Annotated in this window: 13 protein-coding genes and 3 pseudogenes; 6 read left to right on the top strand and 10 right to left on the bottom strand. The window is 62.8% G+C overall.

Annotated elements, in window-relative coordinates; genetic code table 11:
* Window positions 1–67: 67 nt before the first annotated feature.
* The 3 pseudogenes from ACWPXE_RS27870 to ACWPXE_RS27860 form a co-directional block, all read left to right on the top strand.
* A pseudogene (locus ACWPXE_RS27870) lies at window positions 68–253 on the top strand (IS5/IS1182 family transposase); the annotation flags it as partial.
* Window positions 211–436 (top strand): annotated as a pseudogene (locus ACWPXE_RS27865) (IS5/IS1182 family transposase); the annotation flags it as partial. The pseudogenes ACWPXE_RS27870 and ACWPXE_RS27865, both read left to right, overlap by 43 nt.
* Before the next feature lie 153 nt (window positions 437–589).
* Window positions 590–883: pseudogene (locus ACWPXE_RS27860) on the top strand (IS5/IS1182 family transposase); the annotation flags it as partial.
* A gap of 115 nt (window positions 884–998) precedes the next feature.
* On the opposite strand, the gene ACWPXE_RS27855 reads toward ACWPXE_RS27860, so the two are convergent.
* The 7 genes from ACWPXE_RS27855 to ACWPXE_RS27825 form a co-directional block, all read right to left on the bottom strand.
* Window positions 999–3,554 (bottom strand): DEAD/DEAH box helicase, encoded by a 2,556-nt coding sequence (locus tag ACWPXE_RS27855; RefSeq protein ID WP_454020423.1) that lies wholly within the window; start codon window positions 3,552–3,554, stop codon window positions 999–1,001.
* A 1-nt stretch (window position 3,555) separates the two neighbouring features.
* Complete coding sequence (locus ACWPXE_RS27850) at window positions 3,556–4,530, bottom strand: HamA C-terminal domain-containing protein (RefSeq protein WP_454020422.1); 975 nt, start codon at window positions 4,528–4,530, stop codon at window positions 3,556–3,558.
* Between the two features lie 556 nt (window positions 4,531–5,086).
* On the bottom strand, window positions 5,087–6,082 hold the full coding sequence (locus ACWPXE_RS27845; protein ID WP_454020421.1) for a hypothetical protein: 996 nt from the start codon (window positions 6,080–6,082) through the stop codon (window positions 5,087–5,089).
* A 300-nt stretch (window positions 6,083–6,382) separates the two neighbouring features.
* The gene (locus ACWPXE_RS27840; protein WP_454020420.1) at window positions 6,383–8,134 is read right to left on the bottom strand and encodes a DUF927 domain-containing protein; all 1,752 of its coding nucleotides are present in this window, start codon (window positions 8,132–8,134) and stop codon (window positions 6,383–6,385) included.
* A complete protein-coding gene (locus ACWPXE_RS27835) occupies window positions 8,134–8,463 on the bottom strand; it encodes a helix-turn-helix transcriptional regulator (protein ID WP_454020419.1) in 330 nt (109 codons plus the stop codon). Before ACWPXE_RS27835 ends, ACWPXE_RS27840 begins: the two co-directional genes overlap by 1 nt.
* A gap of 90 nt (window positions 8,464–8,553) precedes the next feature.
* The gene (locus ACWPXE_RS27830; protein ID WP_454020418.1) at window positions 8,554–9,189 is read right to left on the bottom strand and encodes a hypothetical protein; all 636 of its coding nucleotides are present in this window, start codon (window positions 9,187–9,189) and stop codon (window positions 8,554–8,556) included.
* Between the two features lie 22 nt (window positions 9,190–9,211).
* Window positions 9,212–10,375, bottom strand: a complete 1,164-nt coding sequence (locus ACWPXE_RS27825) for a tyrosine-type recombinase/integrase (protein WP_454020417.1) — start codon at window positions 10,373–10,375, stop codon at window positions 9,212–9,214.
* A 288-nt stretch (window positions 10,376–10,663) separates the two neighbouring features.
* Here ACWPXE_RS27825 and ACWPXE_RS27820 point away from each other — a divergent pair, with 288 nt between their 5' ends.
* From ACWPXE_RS27820 to ACWPXE_RS27810, 3 genes are all read left to right on the top strand, one after another.
* Complete coding sequence (locus tag ACWPXE_RS27820) at window positions 10,664–12,235, top strand: glycosyltransferase (protein WP_454020416.1); 1,572 nt, start codon at window positions 10,664–10,666, stop codon at window positions 12,233–12,235.
* A gap of 155 nt (window positions 12,236–12,390) precedes the next feature.
* Window positions 12,391–12,804: a hypothetical protein gene (locus ACWPXE_RS27815; RefSeq protein WP_454020415.1), complete on the top strand. Its 414-nt coding sequence runs from the start codon at window positions 12,391–12,393 to the stop codon at window positions 12,802–12,804.
* 46 nt (window positions 12,805–12,850) lie between these two features.
* Window positions 12,851–13,765: a DMT family transporter gene (locus ACWPXE_RS27810; RefSeq protein WP_454020414.1), complete on the top strand. Its 915-nt coding sequence runs from the start codon at window positions 12,851–12,853 to the stop codon at window positions 13,763–13,765.
* A gap of 3 nt (window positions 13,766–13,768) precedes the next feature.
* Here the strand turns inward: ACWPXE_RS27810 and ACWPXE_RS27805 are convergent, their stop codons facing one another.
* The 3 genes from ACWPXE_RS27805 to ACWPXE_RS27795 all read right to left on the bottom strand — a co-directional run bounded on the left by ACWPXE_RS27805 (window position 13,769) and on the right by ACWPXE_RS27795 (window position 16,686).
* Entirely contained in the window at window positions 13,769–15,052 is a 1,284-nt protein-coding gene (locus ACWPXE_RS27805; RefSeq protein WP_454020413.1) for a TRAP transporter large permease, read from the bottom strand.
* Window positions 15,052–15,561, bottom strand: coding sequence for a TRAP transporter small permease (locus tag ACWPXE_RS27800; RefSeq protein ID WP_454020412.1), 510 nt, complete (start codon window positions 15,559–15,561; stop codon window positions 15,052–15,054). The genes ACWPXE_RS27805 and ACWPXE_RS27800 overlap by 1 nt, the downstream gene beginning before the upstream one ends.
* 87 nt (window positions 15,562–15,648) lie before the next feature.
* A complete protein-coding gene (locus ACWPXE_RS27795; RefSeq protein WP_454020411.1) occupies window positions 15,649–16,686 on the bottom strand; it encodes a DctP family TRAP transporter solute-binding subunit in 1,038 nt (345 codons plus the stop codon).
* Between the last annotated feature and the right edge of the window lie 40 nt (window positions 16,687–16,726).

Raw genomic sequence — 16,726 nt, 5'->3', positions numbered from 1 at the left:
TGCGCCGATTGTGTTGAAAAAGTCGGGGTTGCCGGCGGCCAGAAGTGCTGATTCAGTTCTCCTGGGAATCGGAGAGCACGGCGACGATGGTCGAGAGGGCGGTGATGCGCTGTTCTACGAGTTCAGCCTCAAGCGCCACCTCCCGGACCACCTGCTTCGCTCAATCGACCGGTCCGTCGACCTGTCCAGCATCCGTGCCCATCTGCGGCCGTTCAACAGCGCGATGGGGCGGCCCTCGATCAACCCGGAACTAAAGGCCATACCTTCTTCGCCTACGCCACCAACTACCTGATCGACTTCGACCACGCCGTCATCGTCAATGTCGAGGCGAGCAGTGCCATCCGCTAGGCGGAGGTCGACGCCTCCCGCACTTTGCTCGACCGTACCCAGGAGCATTTCGCGCTTTATTCCGAACGGCTGGCCGCCGACCGCACACCGGCCTCGGCGGCGCCACGCCGATCGAAGTCGCCACGCGGACGTCGCCGCAACCGGGGCCGGGGCATGCCCCGGCCCCGGTTGCCATCAACGCCCGTTCAGGGCATCACATGAGGGGACTCGCACTCTGAGTGGAGGAAACTTGGGGAGCAGGTCATGGCTGGTCCATGAGCGCGGGATCGAACCGCACATTCCAGTCTTCGACAAATCCGAGCGCTACGACGGGACCTTTGAACGGGCCGATTTCACCTACGATCACGAGGCCGACGCCTATGTCTGCTCCGCCGGCAAGGACCTGCGGCCGCGGCAGAAGACCTATCGGACGCCGCGCTCGCTCGCCGACGAGGACGGGATGACCCGCTACCGCGCCAGCACGCTGGACTACGCGCCCTGTCTGCTCAAGCAGCGCTACTGTCCGAACACTCCCGCGCGCAAACGTCCCGGCAGCCGATGTGGCAATTCAGCATGACATCTGCATTTGAAAACCGACATGGCCCCTCGGAGCGACTATGATGGGCGGTAAGAATTTGTTTACAAATGCGCGCGTGATTGAATGCTACGGGTCAAAGAGCGTCGTTGTCGGGTTTCCTATCGCCTCGGACCCCGAGAATTTCCTCCAGCAAAAGGGTTGGAAGGCGGTAGGTTTCTACAGGAGCTCGACGAAGCCACTCCACCGCCTCTTCTGGGTTCAAGTCGCGGGATGGGGCGTGAGGGGTCAGGCGGGTCGCGGTAGCACGGGACAAATTGTGGGACATGAGGCTGAGCGTCGTCTTGTCGGACGCCCCAAGCTCTAGGAACAGCGGAATGGATGGAAGTGATTTGGCGATGTCAGGAAGCCCAACATTCTGTAGAACCTCAGCAAGTATGGCACCGTAACAACTGAATAATCGTACGCATTGATAGCGCACACGCTTCTCAACTACTTCAAGGGTATTTCGAATAACTCTACGACGATCGGGGTCAGTGCTTCGACGCAGCTGGTTTTGAATGATCTGAGGGAGTGGTGTTCCTCGCATCCAAGATAAGGCCATGAAGGCGAGAAAACGATGTAGACGCGAGTCATCTGGCCGCCCCTCTATGATTTTATGACATGTTTCGAGTATGTCGGCATAGGATTGGTATGCTTCCCGGTCATTCGGATGTTTCGGAACCAGGGCTTTGGCCGCCTCGTGAGATATCTCAGCATGCGAATGCAGACGTCGGTAAAGAGCCTGTTGTCTGTGCGGTGAGATGTTTGGATTTATGCGCAAAACGCTGGCAGGCAGAGTTATATCAGCAGCCGCTTCAGCAATCGCCTTTTGCAAGGCCAGCGAGCCCGGTGTTGTGTCGCCAAAGGTGGGAATTCGTTTCAACATCCTTGACAGGCTGCCGGAGAAATATTCATGCAGCAGGTGACTGAAGACAGCATCGACATGGTCGATTTCCGTTCGCTGGCTTTCGGGCCGCTCGACGACACGCAACAGGTCAGCATTTCGGCGGAGGATGCCTGCCTCTATCGCTGGTACGACAGTGGCATCGCGGGGTTGTTCAAGTGGCTTCCTGTGCCAGTTATCATAGTCGATGAGAAAAATATTGCCTTGAAACTCTTTCATCAGCCGCCCAGCCCGTCCAGCCAAATTCCAGAAGTCGACCGACTCCAAGGGTTCGCTGTCCCCCTTTTTTGGGCGGCAGAGGAAAAGATTCTTTGCCGGTAGATTGACGCCCTGGAGGAGAGTTGTAGTACATACGAGATAGTCGATATCCCCTTCCGAAACTGCGTCTTCGACTGCAGTCCGGATTTGCGTCGGCATATTAGAATAGTGGAAAGCAACACCCTGCTTCACGCATGTTACGAGCGCGTAAGACCAATGGACCGTGTCCGCTACAAGCTTGGCTAGTGCCTGTCGCCGTGGAGTTGGCTGCCTATTGAGCCGACCGGAGATAGCAAGCGCGATAGTTTCGGCATCACCTGCGCCGTTGGCGTAAATGATATTTGAAGCGTCTCTACCAAAGTGGGTAGCAAGATTCACAAGTTTCTCGACACGTGTTACCGAGCGGTGGCCCAGGGCTACGTTCCCGACCTTAGTTTGTACGAACGGCGATTCGACATAGCGCAGAGTGAGATCGCCCCCCTCCGCGTCATTAAAAGTCGCGACTAGAAAGTTCTGAGCAACTGTGGGATCGCCACCAGGAAGAGTATCTATATCGACTAGATCAAATATCCGTCCAAAAACATCTAGGTTTCGAATGATTGGGCTGGCAAAGAGGAGTTGGGCTGTAGGTAAACGCTTCAGGAGATCTTCCACAGTCCATTGCAAGAGTACGCCACGGGCGCCCTCACCAATTGAATGCGCTTCATCAACAACGATGAGCTGCGCAAAAAAAGTTGGATGGGCACTTAACATCATTCTAAGTCTTTCTTGAGTCAAAACATATACAGCACGCCCTGGCAGAAACTGTTTTGAATCGATTGGGACAGTAATTACGTCCACCTCAGCTGAAACTCCTCTATCATCGTTGAGAACTTTACGTATGTCGGCGGAGACCTGTGCAATGAGAGCACGGGTCGGGACGATGTAAACGACTGTAAGAGGATCTGGTTCTTCCAAGCGTTTCGCGATGAAACTCTTAAGGACAAAGGATTTTCCCGCAGAAGTTGGCGCAGAAACGGCTACGCGTTTCCCTGAAACAAGACGTCGCCAAAGCTTGAACTGATAATCAGTAAGCACGGTTGGTTGACCACGGTGGCTCACCGTTCGGCGATCCGAAACAACGAACTCTTCCGTGATGAGACTGGCTGGCAAATTGACCAGGGCGTCGCGGATTGAAGGACGCGTGGCCATGGCAGGAAAATTAACCAAGCGTGCCAGGACGACGCGCGCTGCCTGATCGAGCGGAAGCTCAGACGCACCGTAAAGGTCAAAGGCCGATGTCATCGAGCGATAAGCCTGCTCGCGATGCGCGGGAACTTTCGAACATGCCAAAATGGCCGAGGCCTGTACAATACGAACCACTTCTTCGAGGTCAGGACGGTCATCCTGAGTAACGCCAATATCCTGTGCAAGCCATGCTCGTTGCAAACGGCTTGCTGCGGCGTGGAACACGGGATTGGCCCAGACTTTGTTGGCGAGCGCTTGCATCCTAATTATGGGTCCAGCCAATTTGGTTTTGGAAGTGATCGCGCAACTTAGACACCGAAGGGACAGGGAATAAGAAGAGTTCGACTCTCTGTCTGGGTAGGTCGGCGTCTCTCAATGCTTTAGCGAATGCTGGCCCTACATGGCGGAGTTCGGCAATCGCTAGAGATTTGAATTTCGCGTCCAGGTCATCCTTTTCGTCCTTCTCGAGATCGGCATAAGCGGAAAAATCAAAGCCGATAAGGCAGGTCACCACCTCGATGCGGTCTTTGTAGACTTCGTCAAAAGGGTCAAGGTAGCGGAGCAGTGCCGTTTGCGCATCAGCGTCGAGGCCAGTAAAATCAATGTGCCTTTGGACGAGTTCAATCTCGTGCCGCATCTTCTCGCGGTTGGAGCCAGCTTTGATTGATGCGACTGCAGACCTGATCACTTGGCTGAGATCTCTGTGGAGTTTGGCTTCTCCCGAGTAGAAGATCAGGCGCTTAGTCTCTGCATCAAAGCGAGCATGTATACCATCAGAGCCATAGACAGGCATCTGGGTACTGGTTTTAAGCGACATCTTGGCGATGATCTGAGGGGCGTCTAACATCCATTCTGTGAGCAGGTATAGTAGCAGTTCGCCGGCCTCCCCTGTCCGCTGGGACGACCTCCTCGCCCGGATGAACAGCGAACGTGCTTCCTGCTCAAGGCGGGAGATTGCTTGATGACGCTCGAACGCCGACGCCATTTTCTCCAGAGATGCATAGACGGCTTCGACCCGTTTTCGTGGCAGGCTGAAGTGAGTCAGGTAGAGCGCGATCGTCTGGGCGAGTTCCTCGACCGTAGCTTCGGCGTCGCGCAGTGCGGGATAATGCAGACGCAGATTGAGGTGTCGATGGTCGGTGCTCAATTCGTGCTCGGCAGTGCGGATGCGCGACGACAGGACCGACCAGTCCTTTTTGATCACCGCAAGCGCGGTTGCTAGAGTGTTTTCGTTCACGATCTCATCACCGCTATCGGAATCCGAGACAGCCAAAGCCTGTATAGAGATACCATTGCCGCACGACGCTCGCCAACAGAGCGATGCGTAAAAGACCATAATCAATATACGAGCATGGATTAGGGCATATTCTCTTTTAGAAGGTTGCGCGCCGGATTCGGTAGGTGCGGCTTTGGGGGCAGGTCAGCTGGTCACCGCCTCTCGTCCCCATCGTGATCTAGCTCTTCTGTCGCGTACCGATTCGTGGAGCTTGTAGGCGGCCAAAAGGAAAGCAGACCCAATCGTGGCCGGAGACGACTAAATGGCGGATCGGCTGCAAATTGATCATCTGTCGCGCAAACCGGCTCAAGAGCCCGCAGGACCTCGGCCAGATGGTCCGATTGCACCGGACCAGGGTTACTGCGCAAAGACGTTACATGGCATGGCCGACCATCCTCGGGACATCGTTGACTGTGGAGCCGCTGGGTCACAGCCATGGTCCGATGAACCGAGAAGGGCCGGCTCATCGCCGAAGCCGGTCCAAGTCAGGCGAGGCGGCTACGGCGACATGGAGCGGTCAGAAGTCCCAGGGAATGAGGCCGGGGACGGATTCCCTGGCTCGCAAGGCCGAGCGGATGTGTGCGATCCTTTCCCTGGAATCGCGCTTGATCACTTTTATGGGACGGTGATTGCGCTTGTTCCGGCGGCGACGATCAAACCTCAGCAGGTTTTGGGGAGTCGCATCGAAGAACAGCGCGAGCTCCTGCACCCGTCGCGGTTCCTCGGGGACAAAGGTCTTCATCGAGTAGCTGACCGTCCTATGAACAGCCTGCTCGAGAGTCTGGTGCCGGCGCAGCGGTTTGACCATGACCTGGGTGGGCAGGTCGAACTTCGTGCGAAAGAGGTCCCCGATCTCCTCACCATTGAGCGACCGTCCATCCTTCGTCGCGGCGAAGATGAAGTGCGCGTGGCCGTTGATCACTTCGGTTGGGTCTTGACTGAACCCATGCCAATCGCGGGCCTTGCTTTGGTCGATGAACATCCGACCCCTTTCATTCATCTCCTCCGGCATCTTGGTAGCGAACTCGATCCAGCCGATCTGATCCACCCGGTCGAGCTTCGCGCGGTCCAAGAGCCGTCCGACCTGTGCCTTGATCCTTCGAATATCCGTCTGTGCGACGGCATCCAGCGAGGACACGCGGCGTGTCAGCGCGTTGGAGATGTCCGCATCGGTATTCATCCTGGCGATGGGGAGGAACAGCGAGTGACGGGTCGGGAATAGGAGCGTAACGAAGAAGACCTCCGAGTGCTGGTAAGATTTGAACGTTTCTAGGGCTTTCTTAATTCGACTGCGAATGAGGTGTCGACGACAGTCCGGACAGAACATACTCCCGCAGCGAAAAACATTCTGGAAAGAGGAGCGGTTATTTTCGATCGTTGCACACCTTTCCATGCGTGAAGCGAGCGTGCTGGTTACGGGATTTTGCTTGAGGGATTCAATGACTTTCTTGCGATAGCTGCGCTGCTTATAACTATGCTGGTAGCGGTAGGACTTGGCCTTAGGACGAGCCATGGGGATTCAGTTTTCTGTATAAAACCGCCACCTGTCTGGTCAAGGATGGACTTCCTTGATTGCGTCCGGGATGCCAGACAGTGTGACCGGTCTGTGCTCAGCATACGCCGCTTAAGCTCTGTGCAATTCGAGCTGTACGGCCTGACACTTTCAGCGGTGTCTCGGGTGCATCGATTTTTTATTTCGTATCTGCGTCTATCCTCTAAAAGGTGGCGGTCACTTCAGCGGTCGCGCGGTTACACGGTTACCCGGTCACACCGCGCGAACGGGGAGGGGCCAGCCGCCCCCTCCCCTTTGTCGTCAGCCGGTCAGCGCGTTGTCGTCCTCGTCGTCACCGACGACCGTGCCGCGGACGTGGTAGACTTTGATCGCGTTCCCGTAGCCCGGCAGCCGCTTGGTCACCGATGGCCCGCCGCGGCCCTTCACCAGGAACCCACGGGTGTCCAACTCCTTGATCACGTCTCGCGCATGGAGCGGGGCACAGATGTCGTCGCGGAAGGCAGCCGGGAAGATGAAGTAGTCGGTGCCACCATCCTTCGTGCGCGTGCGGAAGCCGACGCGGTTGGCGGCAGCCCTTTCGTCCGGGTCGTCCAGCGACGTGAACCGCGTGGGGCCATAGCGAAGCAGGAAGTCCCGGATCCGCTCGATACCCGCTGTCGCCTCGTGCGCCGTGGTCGATTCGCGCTCGGCGAGCCAATCCCGGAAACACTGACCGGCTGCCTGATAGGCGGCACCGCCCTGCCAAGGCAGGATGTCGTACTGGATCGCCAGTTCCCCAGCGACGGCGGCGAGACCAAACCTGTAGGCCACCCGGCGGACCTGACCGTCCACGTCGTCCGCACAGTACTCCTTCACGAAAGCGCCGATCTGCTGGTTCGCATTGTCATAACCGGCCCGACCATCGGCGATGAGCCGTTCGACGAAAGCGGGACCGGCCATGCCGTAGTGTTCCGTACTGGCCTGCCCGAGCCGGCGGGCGAAGCTGTTCGGCGTGTCGCCCGCCGGCACCCGCTCGAACAGACCCATGTCGGCGCCCGCGTCGGCGGGAAGGTCGATCAGCCTGACCTCCTGACCGGCCTGCACCCGATTCGGTCCCCGCGACAGCATGCTCGACAACGAGGTTTCCCCGGTCGAAAGGACGACGACCTTCCAGCGGCGAGTCGGTTCCGATTCGGCGTTGCGCGTCATCCGGGCCTTGCCCTGGCCGTTCATCAGCAGATAGGCGGCTTCGGCGACGACCCGCGCGGGGGCTTGGCTGATCTCATCCAGAACGAGCAGGTTGTCGTTCCGGCTGGCAGCCAAAGGTTCCAGGGCGTTCTCCGTCGCCCGCCAGGACCGGATGAAGCGGTTGTCCCCCGGTCCCCACACGCTGGCGGCCACAGCGGCGGCCGTCGTCTTGCCGGTGCTCGACCGCCCCCGCAGGTGGATGCCAAGGTTCTCACCCGGCAGCCATTCGAGCAGCGGCCCGACGAAGCCGAGGGAGAGCGCGAGCATCAGCCGCGAGTTACCCTCGGCGGGCGATGCCACGGCTTCCTTCCAGTCGTCCAGCGTGCCGCTGCTGGCGAAGCCCGCATCGGCGTTCCGGTCCACGATCACGTCCTCCTTCGGATTCCCGAGGACGCCCGACGGCAGGACGAACGCGTCCGTGGCGCACCATCCGAGCTGCCCCGCCTGCCGAACGAAGGCCGTCGGTGTGCAGGCGAGAAGGTAGTCGGGAAGGAGCTTGCGGAGGTCGCTGTCCGGAGCCAGGTCCAGGCCGTTGCTGGCCAGCATGCCGGTGAGTGAATTCGCCGGGCCGGAGAGCAGGGAAGCGGGCAAGATCATGGTCCGGCGCGATCCGTCAATCGCGGTCAGATTAACGGCGCGTCCCCATCCCGTGCTGTCGAAGCCGCGGGTGTAGGACAGCACTTCCAACCGGCCGCAGATGCGGTCCAGCCTCTCCGAGCCAGTGGCGGGGTTGGGGGTGCGAAGGAAGACACCGTCGTCTTGCAGAGCGAACGGATAGGGAACGACCATGGTGGTCGACGGGACGGTGGGCAGCTGGGCGGTCATCAGGCGCGCCCCCCGCAGTCGCAGCCGCAATGGCCGCACGGGCGCTTCAACCGGCTCTTGCTGCCGAATGCGGAAGGGGTGTCGGAGGTGGACGCCCGCCGATTGTCGGCGAACCACGCATCAACATCCTCGCGGGCATAGCGGATCGCCCGCCCCGCCCCGCTGTAAAGGGGGCCACCACCCTTCAGGCGGCGCTTCTGGAGGAAGGAGCGGCTCAAGCTGTATTCGGCGGCGACCTGCTTCTCCGTCAGGAATTTCGGCGCCGGAAGGGGGGTGGCCGGCTGGCTGTCGGCCGGCGCGCTGCTGATGGTGAACGTGCTGTGAGTCATAGGTGTGTCCTCATCCGTTGGATGCGCTGCAGTCGCCCGAGTTCGACTGTTCAGCGGATGAGGGCATTGTCAGCCCGAGCGAGCTGTTGGTCAGCGGGGGGCGGGGAAAGGCTTTCCCCGGCGCTCGACCTCGTAATCAAAATATTCCTTGACACGATCCTCGATAGTCTTCCGATCCGGGGGATCCTTAAACTCCCGAGAAATCCACTCGATCATGGCCTTCTTCACCGTGTCCTCATCCGGCAGCCCGTCCGGATGCCCCGCCCACCGAATCATCTCGAAGTAAACACGTTTCCAATCGATTTTTTCCGGTCTCCCCTCCTTCTTGCCCATTACCAAGGGCGCATCGGATCGCATTACCCGCAACCACGATTTCAGCTCTGCCATATTCAACTCGACAGCAGAGGCTATTGAGGTTTGGAAACGGACAACTCCTCCCACCCAGTCTATCTTTGCCGTTCTCCATTCGCTTGAATCCGCTTCTATCGGCCGAACCAAGGTGGCGGCTTCGGAAGTCCAAGGTTGGAACTCTAGGCCGTTGGATATCCAGCCACGATCCGATATGCCGCTGATACTGACGCGCCCCCGCACGCTGACGGTCCCCTCGGAGATAAGCTTGATGACGGTGTCCTGAGCCTTCTCATAGGAAACAGAAAATCCGATCTGGACTTCTCTTACTGCGCTATAAATATCCACCCACTCGGCAAGACAGATTGCATCGCTCATGATTTTCTCTTCGTTTTTGTAATTAGACATTTTGGGAAAGAAGCGAGCCGATGTGGTCGGCGGTCTTCGTTGCACCAACGCGCACCACGTCGTCGGCAAGATGTGCGTATCGAGCCGTCGTAGACTGATTCCTGTGGCCCATCAGCTTGCCGATCACCGCCAAGCTCGTTCCGCCGGCCAGCGCGAAGCTGGCGAAGCTATGGCGAAGATCGTGAATCCGGACATCATCCAGCCCGGCTTCATGCCGCACCTTCTGCCAGAACGGCTGCATGTCCTGATGGGGAGCGTCGGGCCGGCGACCGACGATGACCCAGGGGTTGCCCGAAACCCGCGGAATGGCCGCCAACGTCGCGCGGACCTGATCCGTGATAGGAATCGTATGCTGCCCGGTCTTCGTGTCCGGCAGATGGATGCGTCCGGCGTCCAGGTCGATGAACGACCATTTCAATGTCCGGATCTCTGACTGTCGGAGGCCGGTGAGTAGAAGAAGACGAATGGCAGCGACAAGATAAGGGCTGCTGGATTCATGGCGAACCAGAACCTCGGCAAGCTTCCCAACCTCATCGCCGGACAGATATCGGTTCTTCGGCTTCTCCGGGAACTTTTCCACCCGGCGGCAGGGGTTGGTTCCTTCCGGTCTGAGGCCCCAGATCTCGGCAAGGTTCAGCATCTTGCTGAGGATCGCAAGGCAACGATTCGCATGGTAGGGCGTCTTTTGTAGTGATCCGTGAAACTTGGCGATGTCCGCGCGTGTCAGGTCTTCCACACGGAAGTTTCCAAGCTTCGGAACGATGATTCTGCGAATGGTGGCTTCGGTATCCTTCGCCGTTTTCGGTTTATTTTTCGGCCGCACGTGTTCCTCAAGGAACCGGTCACACAGCTCCGACAGCTTTGGGGCGGACCGTTTGTGCTGGCGTTCCAGCGACGGGTCTCGGCCAGTGCTGACATGGTAGGCCAGTTCACGAGCCCGTTCGCGCGCCTGATCTACGGTCAGGCTACCGAACCGGCCGATCGTCGGCTTGCGTTGCTTGCCGTCTGGCCCGCGATACAGGAACACGAACGAGCGATGCCCCGCCGGGGTGAGCTTGAACCCGAAGCCTTTCACCTCGGTATCCCAGATCATCAGGTCGGTCGCGATCGGTTTGGCGGCGTCGATGACGCGTTTGGTAAGCTTCTCTGTCGGCATGGTACCCCCTTTGGCGACCATATAGGTAACGCCAAGGTAACTGGAAAGGTACAAAGCCAACATATTCTGTGCTGCACGATCAGCAGTTTACAAGTTGTAAACTGCGCACCCGTCCAACGCCATACAACACTGTGAGTCGCAGTGCCGTTACTACATTAAATTTCGTAATCAGTAGGTCCGGGGTTCAAATCCCTGCTGCGGCACCACTCTAAGGCCCTGGAAGGTAACGCCTTCCGGGGCCTTTCCATGTGTGGCAATACTCATCGCGCCCTTTTCCCAGCACGGCCGATGCACCAGCCCCCCTCCCCGTCCCCCCTCAACGACCTCGCCGCCGCGCTGCGCCGGCCCGTGACGAGCGGGCGGGACCTGAAGGCCATCGAGACGCTCTGCGAGGCCTTTCTCGACCGGCCCAGGACCGAGCGGGCGCGGGCGGCGCGGGAGTTGCCCCAGCTTGCGCGGGGAGCGGACACCGTCCTGCTGCTGTCGGCCATGGCCGCCGTCTCCGGCGACCTGCGCTATTACGACGAACTGCTCGACGCGGTGGAGGGGAACATCGCGCAATCCGGGCTGGAGGGGCTGCTGCACATCCACGCCGGCATCGGGCGCCAGCTCTTCCTGATGCGCATGAACCCGGCGAGCCGCCCCGGCTTCTTCGAGGAACGGCAATTCCCCTTCTACCGCCGCATCCTCGACGAGATGCGCCGCCGTCAGGCCATCGTCCCGCCCGCCCGCCGGGCCGAGGGAGCCGACAGCGGGCGGGTCGTGCTGGTGACCAACCAGTTCCTGTCGCTGCGCCACCAGCCGTCGCGCGACCTGCTGTCCTACGCCGCCCTGCTGGAAGACCGCTGCGGGCGGGAGGTGGTGATCCTCAACACCAACATCATGCCAGCGGCGGCGCACAGCCTGTTCGTGCCCTCCTTCGCGGCGTCGGTGGAGCCCACCTTCTCCGGCGATCAGCGGATCGAGGCGGACGGGCGCGGCTATCGGATGCTGTCCTCGGTCGCGCCCTGCGTCAGCCCCGGCAAGATCGCCTGGTTCCTGGAGGCCATCGCGGCGCTCGATCCTGACGCCGTGCTGTCGCTCGGCGGGTCGAACGTCGTGGCTGATCTGATGGCCGGAGCGCGCCCCACCCTGTGCATTCCGACCACCACCGGGACCACCCTGTCGCAGGCCGACATCGTGCTGGATTTCGGCGGAGGCGCGGCACCCGCCCACGGGCCACTGGCCCGGTCCTGGCGGCCCTTCCGCTTCCTGCATTCGCTGGCCGGGGCGGCGCCGCGGACGGACACGGCGCGCGCCGCCTTCGGGCTCGATGACGGCACCTTCGTCTGCGCCGTCGTCGGCAACCGGCTGGACGAGGAGGCGGATGGCGCCTTCCTCGCCATGCTGGAGGCGCTGTTCGACCGCCTGCCGCACGCCATCGCCGTCTTCGCCGGGCACGCCAACGCCCTGCCCCGGCGGCTGGCCGCGTCACGCCATGCAGCACGGCTGCGGTGCCTGGGCTATGTGTCGGACATGGGCGCCCTGCTGGCGGTCTGCGACGCCTATGTGAATCCCCGGCGGACTGGCGGAGGCGCCAGCGCTGCCGAGGCCCTGGCCGCCGGGGCGGTGCCGCTGTCGCTTCCCGGCGGCGACGTCGCCAGCGTCGTCGGTCCGCGCTTCATCCACCCCGACTACGACGCCTTCGTCGAACGGCTGGCCGCGTTGGCCGCCGACCCCGCCGCACTGGCCGCCGCTGCTGCGGAGGCCCGCGTCCAAGGGTCGCGCCGCACCGGGCCGGAGGAAGCCGCCGCCGCCCTGTCGCGCTATCTCGACGAGGCGGCGTCGCTGTTCCGCAGCCGACGTCCGTTGGAAGAGTGATCCGGGCCGCCCCCGTCAACCGCTTTATCGCACAGGCGGAGCAAACTCCCGGCTTGCTTTGGCGCCGGTGCCTTTCCAATATTCCGCGCTCCCCGACCGGGCGTCCGCTGGGACGCCACGGCGGGTGTCTTATTTTCTGCAACGAGGACCTTTTCATGCGCGCCTTCGACGGCCAGCATTCCGACAACGTCGCCATCAAGCGCACGCGGGAGCAGAAGCAGCTTCAGCTCCAGCAGTTGAAGGAGCAGCTCGCCACCCTGAAGTCCCACGCGGCCCCGGCGATCCGTGAAGCGCTGGTGAAGCGCATCGCCGAGCTGGACGCGGAGATGCGCCAGCCGCCGAAGCCGCCGCGCGAAGGCCGCGGCGACGGTCCCCGTGGCGAGGGGCGCGGCCCCCGTGGTGATGGTCCCCGTGGTGACGGCCCCCGGGGCGACCGCCCGCGCCGCGAGGGCTTCTCCCGCAGCGAGGCCTTCCGGTCGGACGGTCCGCGTGGTGACGGCCCGCGCAGTGAAGGCTCGCGTGGCGACGGCCCCCTGTCGCCCTTCGCCTCCCCGCGCCGCCGCGGCTGAGCCGCGGCCCGTTCCCTGATGCGTCCAGCCCGATGAGTCGCCAGCCGTGAGCGAAAACGCCACCCCCGCCCGCCGCCGCCTGCTCGATCAGGCGTGGCTCCTGATGATGTTGCCGCCGCTGTTCTGGTCCAGCAACGCTGTCCTGGGCCGCGCGGTGTCGGGGGAGGTGCCGCCGGTCGGGCTGGCCTTCTGGCGCTGGACGCTGGGGATGCTGCTGGTGCTGCCCTTCGCGTGGCGGCACCTGCGGCACGACGCGCGGGCGCTGGCCGCCCAATGGCCAGTCGTCCTGCTGCTGTCGGCGCTGGGCATCGCGGTCTTCAACACCTTCCTCTATGTGGGTCTGCACACCACCACGGCGCTGAACGCGGTGATGATGCAGTCCTCCATGCCGGTGCTGATCGTGCTGATGAGCCTGGCCCTGTTCGGCGACCGCGTGACCCCGCTGCAAGGGGTGGGCATCGCCGTGTCGCTGACCGGCGCCCTGACGCTGATCGCGCGGGGCGACCCGGCGGTGCTGATCGGGCTGCAACTCGCCGCCGGGGACTTGTGGGTGCTGGCGGCGGTGCTCGGCTACGCCGCCTACACCGCCCTGCTGCGCCGCCGCCCGGCGGTGCATGGCCTCAGCTTCATCGCCGTCACCTTCGCGGGCGGCGCGGCGATGCTGCTGCCCTTCTACCTGTGGGAAAGCGTCGGCGGGAACCCCATGCCGATCACCCCGACGGCGCTGGGGGCGGTCGCCTACGTGGCGCTGTTCCCGTCGATCGCCGCCTATCTCTGCTTCAACCGCGCCGTGGCGTTGGTCGGCGCCAACACGGCGGGGATGTGCATCCATCTGATGCCGGTGTTCGGGAGCGTCCTCGCCATCCTGTTCCTCGGCGAGCAACCCCACCTCTACCACGCCGCCGGCATCGGCCTGATCGCGGCGGGCATCCTGCTGGCCACCCGCCGTGCCAAGGCCTGAGGGTTACAGGTAGCCGAGCTTCCGGGGAAGCCAGAGCGCCAGCTCCGGCACGAAGGTCACCAGGACCAGCGCGCTGAGCATCGCGGCGACCATCCACAGAACCCAACGCACCGTCGATTCCATGCTGATGCCGGCCACCCGCGTGGTCACCATCAGGTTCACCGCCATGGGCGGGGTGAACTGGCCGATGGCGAGATTCATGGTCAGCATCACGCCGAACCACACCGGGTCCCATTGGAAGGCGGTCATGATCGGGGTCAGCAGCGGCAGCAGGATCAGGAAGATCGACACCGCGTCGAGCACCATCCCCAGCGCCAGCAACGCCACGTTCAGCAGCAGCAGGACGAGGACCTCGCTGCCCACCCCCTCGATCGCCAGGGCGGCGACCCGGTCGAAGGCGCCCATCGTGCTGCCCGCCCAGGCGAAGACGCTGGACAGCGCGATGATGAGAAGCACCACGGCGGACATCTCCGCCGCCTCGGCCAGCACCTCGTACAGCTCGCGCCAGGTCAGGCTGCGGTAGACGAAGACGCCGACGGCCAGACCGTAGAAGACGGCGACCACCGCCGCCTCGGTCGGGGTGAAGGCGCCGGTGCGCAGGCCGCCCAGGATGATGACCGGGGCCAGCAGACCCCAGATCGCCTGCCGCAGGCTGCGCCAGAAGGGCGGGCGCGGCCCGGCGTCCTTCAGGCCGAAGCCGTGCTTGCGCGACAGCCAGATCGTCGGCGCCAGCAGGGACAGCCCGGCCAGCACGCCTGGGATCAGCCCCGCCGCGAACAGCGCCGGCACCGACGCCTGCGGGACCAGGACGCTGTAGATGATGAAGGCGACCGAGGGCGGGATCAGGATGGCCGTTGCCGCCGCCGCCGCGATCACGCTGGCCGAGAAGGCCTTCGGATAACCGGCCTTGTGCATGGACGGGATCATCACTGTGGCGACCGCCGCCGCGTCGGCGGGGCCGGAGCCGGAGATGCCGCCCATCACCATGCAGACCAGGATCGCCACCACCGCCAGCCCGCCGTTCTTCGCCCCGACGATGGAGGACGCGAAGGTGACGAGTTGCTTGGCCACGCCCGCCCGCTCGAAGATCAGGCCGGCCAGGATGAAGACCGGGATGGCCAGCAGCGGGTACTTCGCGATGCCGGCATAGACGTTGGTCGGAACCGACAGGATGCCGAGCTGCGCGTCCAGGATCGCCAGCGACCCCGCCAGCCCCAGGGCCACCGCCAGCGGCGCGCCGATCACCAGCAGCAGCAGGAAGCCGCCGAACAGAATCGTCAACGCCATCAGGCCGTTCCCTTCGCCGTGCGGATCAGGCGCCCGATCACGCGCAGGGCGACGACCGTCGACAGCAGCGGAAGCCAGACCGTGTAGAGCCACTGCGGGTTGCCCAGGCCGGGCGAGGTCTCCTCGAACCGCCACTGGTCGTAGGTCAGGCGCCCGCCGTACCAGACGAGCAGGCCAAACATCGCCAGAGCCGCCGTCCAGGCCACCAGCTCCGTCACCCGGCGCAGGGCCGGCGGCAGCTTGTCGGCGATGAAGGTGATGCGGATGTGCCGGTCGGCGGCGGCGGCGACGGCGGAACCGAACAGCGTCATGACCACCAGCAGGAAGATCGAATATTCCTCGGTGAAGGCCAGGGAGACATCGGTCAGGTAGCGCGTCACGACGTTGGCAAAGGTGACGAGGCACAGGGCGGCCATGGACAGGGCGGCCAGCGAACGCTCCAGCGTCACCGGCACCCGCGTCTTGGGCTGCTCCGTCGCCATGCCGGCTTCCAGCAGATCGTTGTTCATCGGAAAATCTCGAATTGGGAACCGGTCGCCCCCACCCTTTTCCCATCGCGGATCAGGGTGGGGGCAACGGCACGGCAAGCCGCAGGCTTACTTCCGGTCGGCGACGGAGGTCTCGGCGGCCTTCACGAGGTCGGGGCCGATGGTCTTGGCCCACTTGTCGTAGACGGCGCGGGTGGCGGTCTGGAACGCCTTCTGCTGCTCGGGCGTCAGCTGCACGACCTCGACGCCCTGGGCGGCGATGTCCTTCAGCAGGCTGTCGTCCTGGGCGGTGATGCCCTTGCGGGCGATGGCGACCTCCTCCGCGGCGGCCTGGACGGCGGCGGCGCGCACCGCCTCCTGGTCCTCCTTGGACCAGCTGTTCCAGACCTCCTTGTTGACCACGAAGATCAGCGGGTCGGCGACGTAGCCCCACAGCGTCAGGTGCTTCTGGCCAAGCGTCGGCAGCTTGCCGGCGACGAACACGCCGACCGGGTTCTCCTGACCGTCGACGGCGCCGGTGGACAGCGCCGGCTGCGCGTCGGCCCAGCTCATCTGCGTCGGGTTGGCGCCCAGTGCCGTGAAGGTGTCGAGGTAGAGCGGCGAGCCGACGACGCGGATCTTCAGGCCCTTCAGGTCCTCCGGGGTGCGGATGGCGCGCTTGGAGTTGGAGACCTCGCGGAAGCCGTTCTCGCCCCAGGCCAGCGGCACCACGTCCTTGCTGGCGAGCAGGTCGAACAGCTGCTTGCCGACCGGCCCCTGGGTCAGCGCGTCCATGGCCTTGTGGTCGGGCATCAGGAAGGGCAGCGAGAAGAGGTTCAGCTCCTTCACCTGCGGCGACCAGTTGATGGTCGAGCCCACCGCCATGTCGATCACGCCCTGGCGCAGCGCGGTGAATTCCTTGGTCTGGTCGCCGTTCACCAGGGCGGAGCCGGGATACATCTTCACATTGATGCGCCCGTTGGTCTTCTCCTTGACCAGCTCGGCCCAGCGGTCGCCGCCGATCCCCCAGGGAAACGGCTTGCCCAGCACGGTGGACAGCTTGTACTCGGCCTTGTAGTCCGCCGCCGCCGCGCCGCTGGCGACCACGCCCGGCAGAACCATGGCGGCCAGCGCCAGACCGGCGAACAGCGCCTTCATCGACTTCATTCTTGTTTCCTCCCGCATACCGCAAACGAAAGATCGGACC

The sequence above is a fragment of the Azospirillum sp. Marseille-Q6669 genome, from assembly GCF_965111635.1.
This window is presented reverse-complemented; position numbering and strand designations above follow the sequence as displayed.

Bases quoted from the DNA above. Each gene is read 5' to 3' on its own strand.
- ACWPXE_RS27835 (WP_454020419.1), bottom strand. From the start codon at position 8,463: ATGACTCACAGCACGTTCACCATCAGCAGCGCGCCGGCCGACAGCCAG.
- ACWPXE_RS27830 (WP_454020418.1), bottom strand. From the start codon at position 9,189: ATGAGCGATGCAATCTGTCTTGCCGAGTGGGTGGATATTTATAGCGCA.
- ACWPXE_RS27795 (WP_454020411.1), bottom strand. From the start codon at position 16,686: ATGAAGTCGATGAAGGCGCTGTTCGCCGGTCTGGCGCTGGCCGCCATG.
- ACWPXE_RS27800 (WP_454020412.1), bottom strand. From the start codon at position 15,561: ATGAACAACGATCTGCTGGAAGCCGGCATGGCGACGGAGCAGCCCAAG.
- ACWPXE_RS27855 (WP_454020423.1), bottom strand. From the start codon at position 3,554: ATGCAAGCGCTCGCCAACAAAGTCTGGGCCAATCCCGTGTTCCACGCC.
- ACWPXE_RS27845 (WP_454020421.1), bottom strand. From the start codon at position 6,082: ATGGCTCGTCCTAAGGCCAAGTCCTACCGCTACCAGCATAGTTATAAG.
- ACWPXE_RS27840 (WP_454020420.1), bottom strand. From the start codon at position 8,134: ATGACCGCCCAGCTGCCCACCGTCCCGTCGACCACCATGGTCGTTCCC.
- ACWPXE_RS27825 (WP_454020417.1), bottom strand. From the start codon at position 10,375: ATGCCGACAGAGAAGCTTACCAAACGCGTCATCGACGCCGCCAAACCG.
- ACWPXE_RS27805 (WP_454020413.1), bottom strand. From the start codon at position 15,052: ATGGCGTTGACGATTCTGTTCGGCGGCTTCCTGCTGCTGCTGGTGATC.
- ACWPXE_RS27820 (WP_454020416.1), top strand. From the start codon at position 10,664: ATGCACCAGCCCCCCTCCCCGTCCCCCCTCAACGACCTCGCCGCCGCG.
- ACWPXE_RS27815 (WP_454020415.1), top strand. From the start codon at position 12,391: ATGCGCGCCTTCGACGGCCAGCATTCCGACAACGTCGCCATCAAGCGC.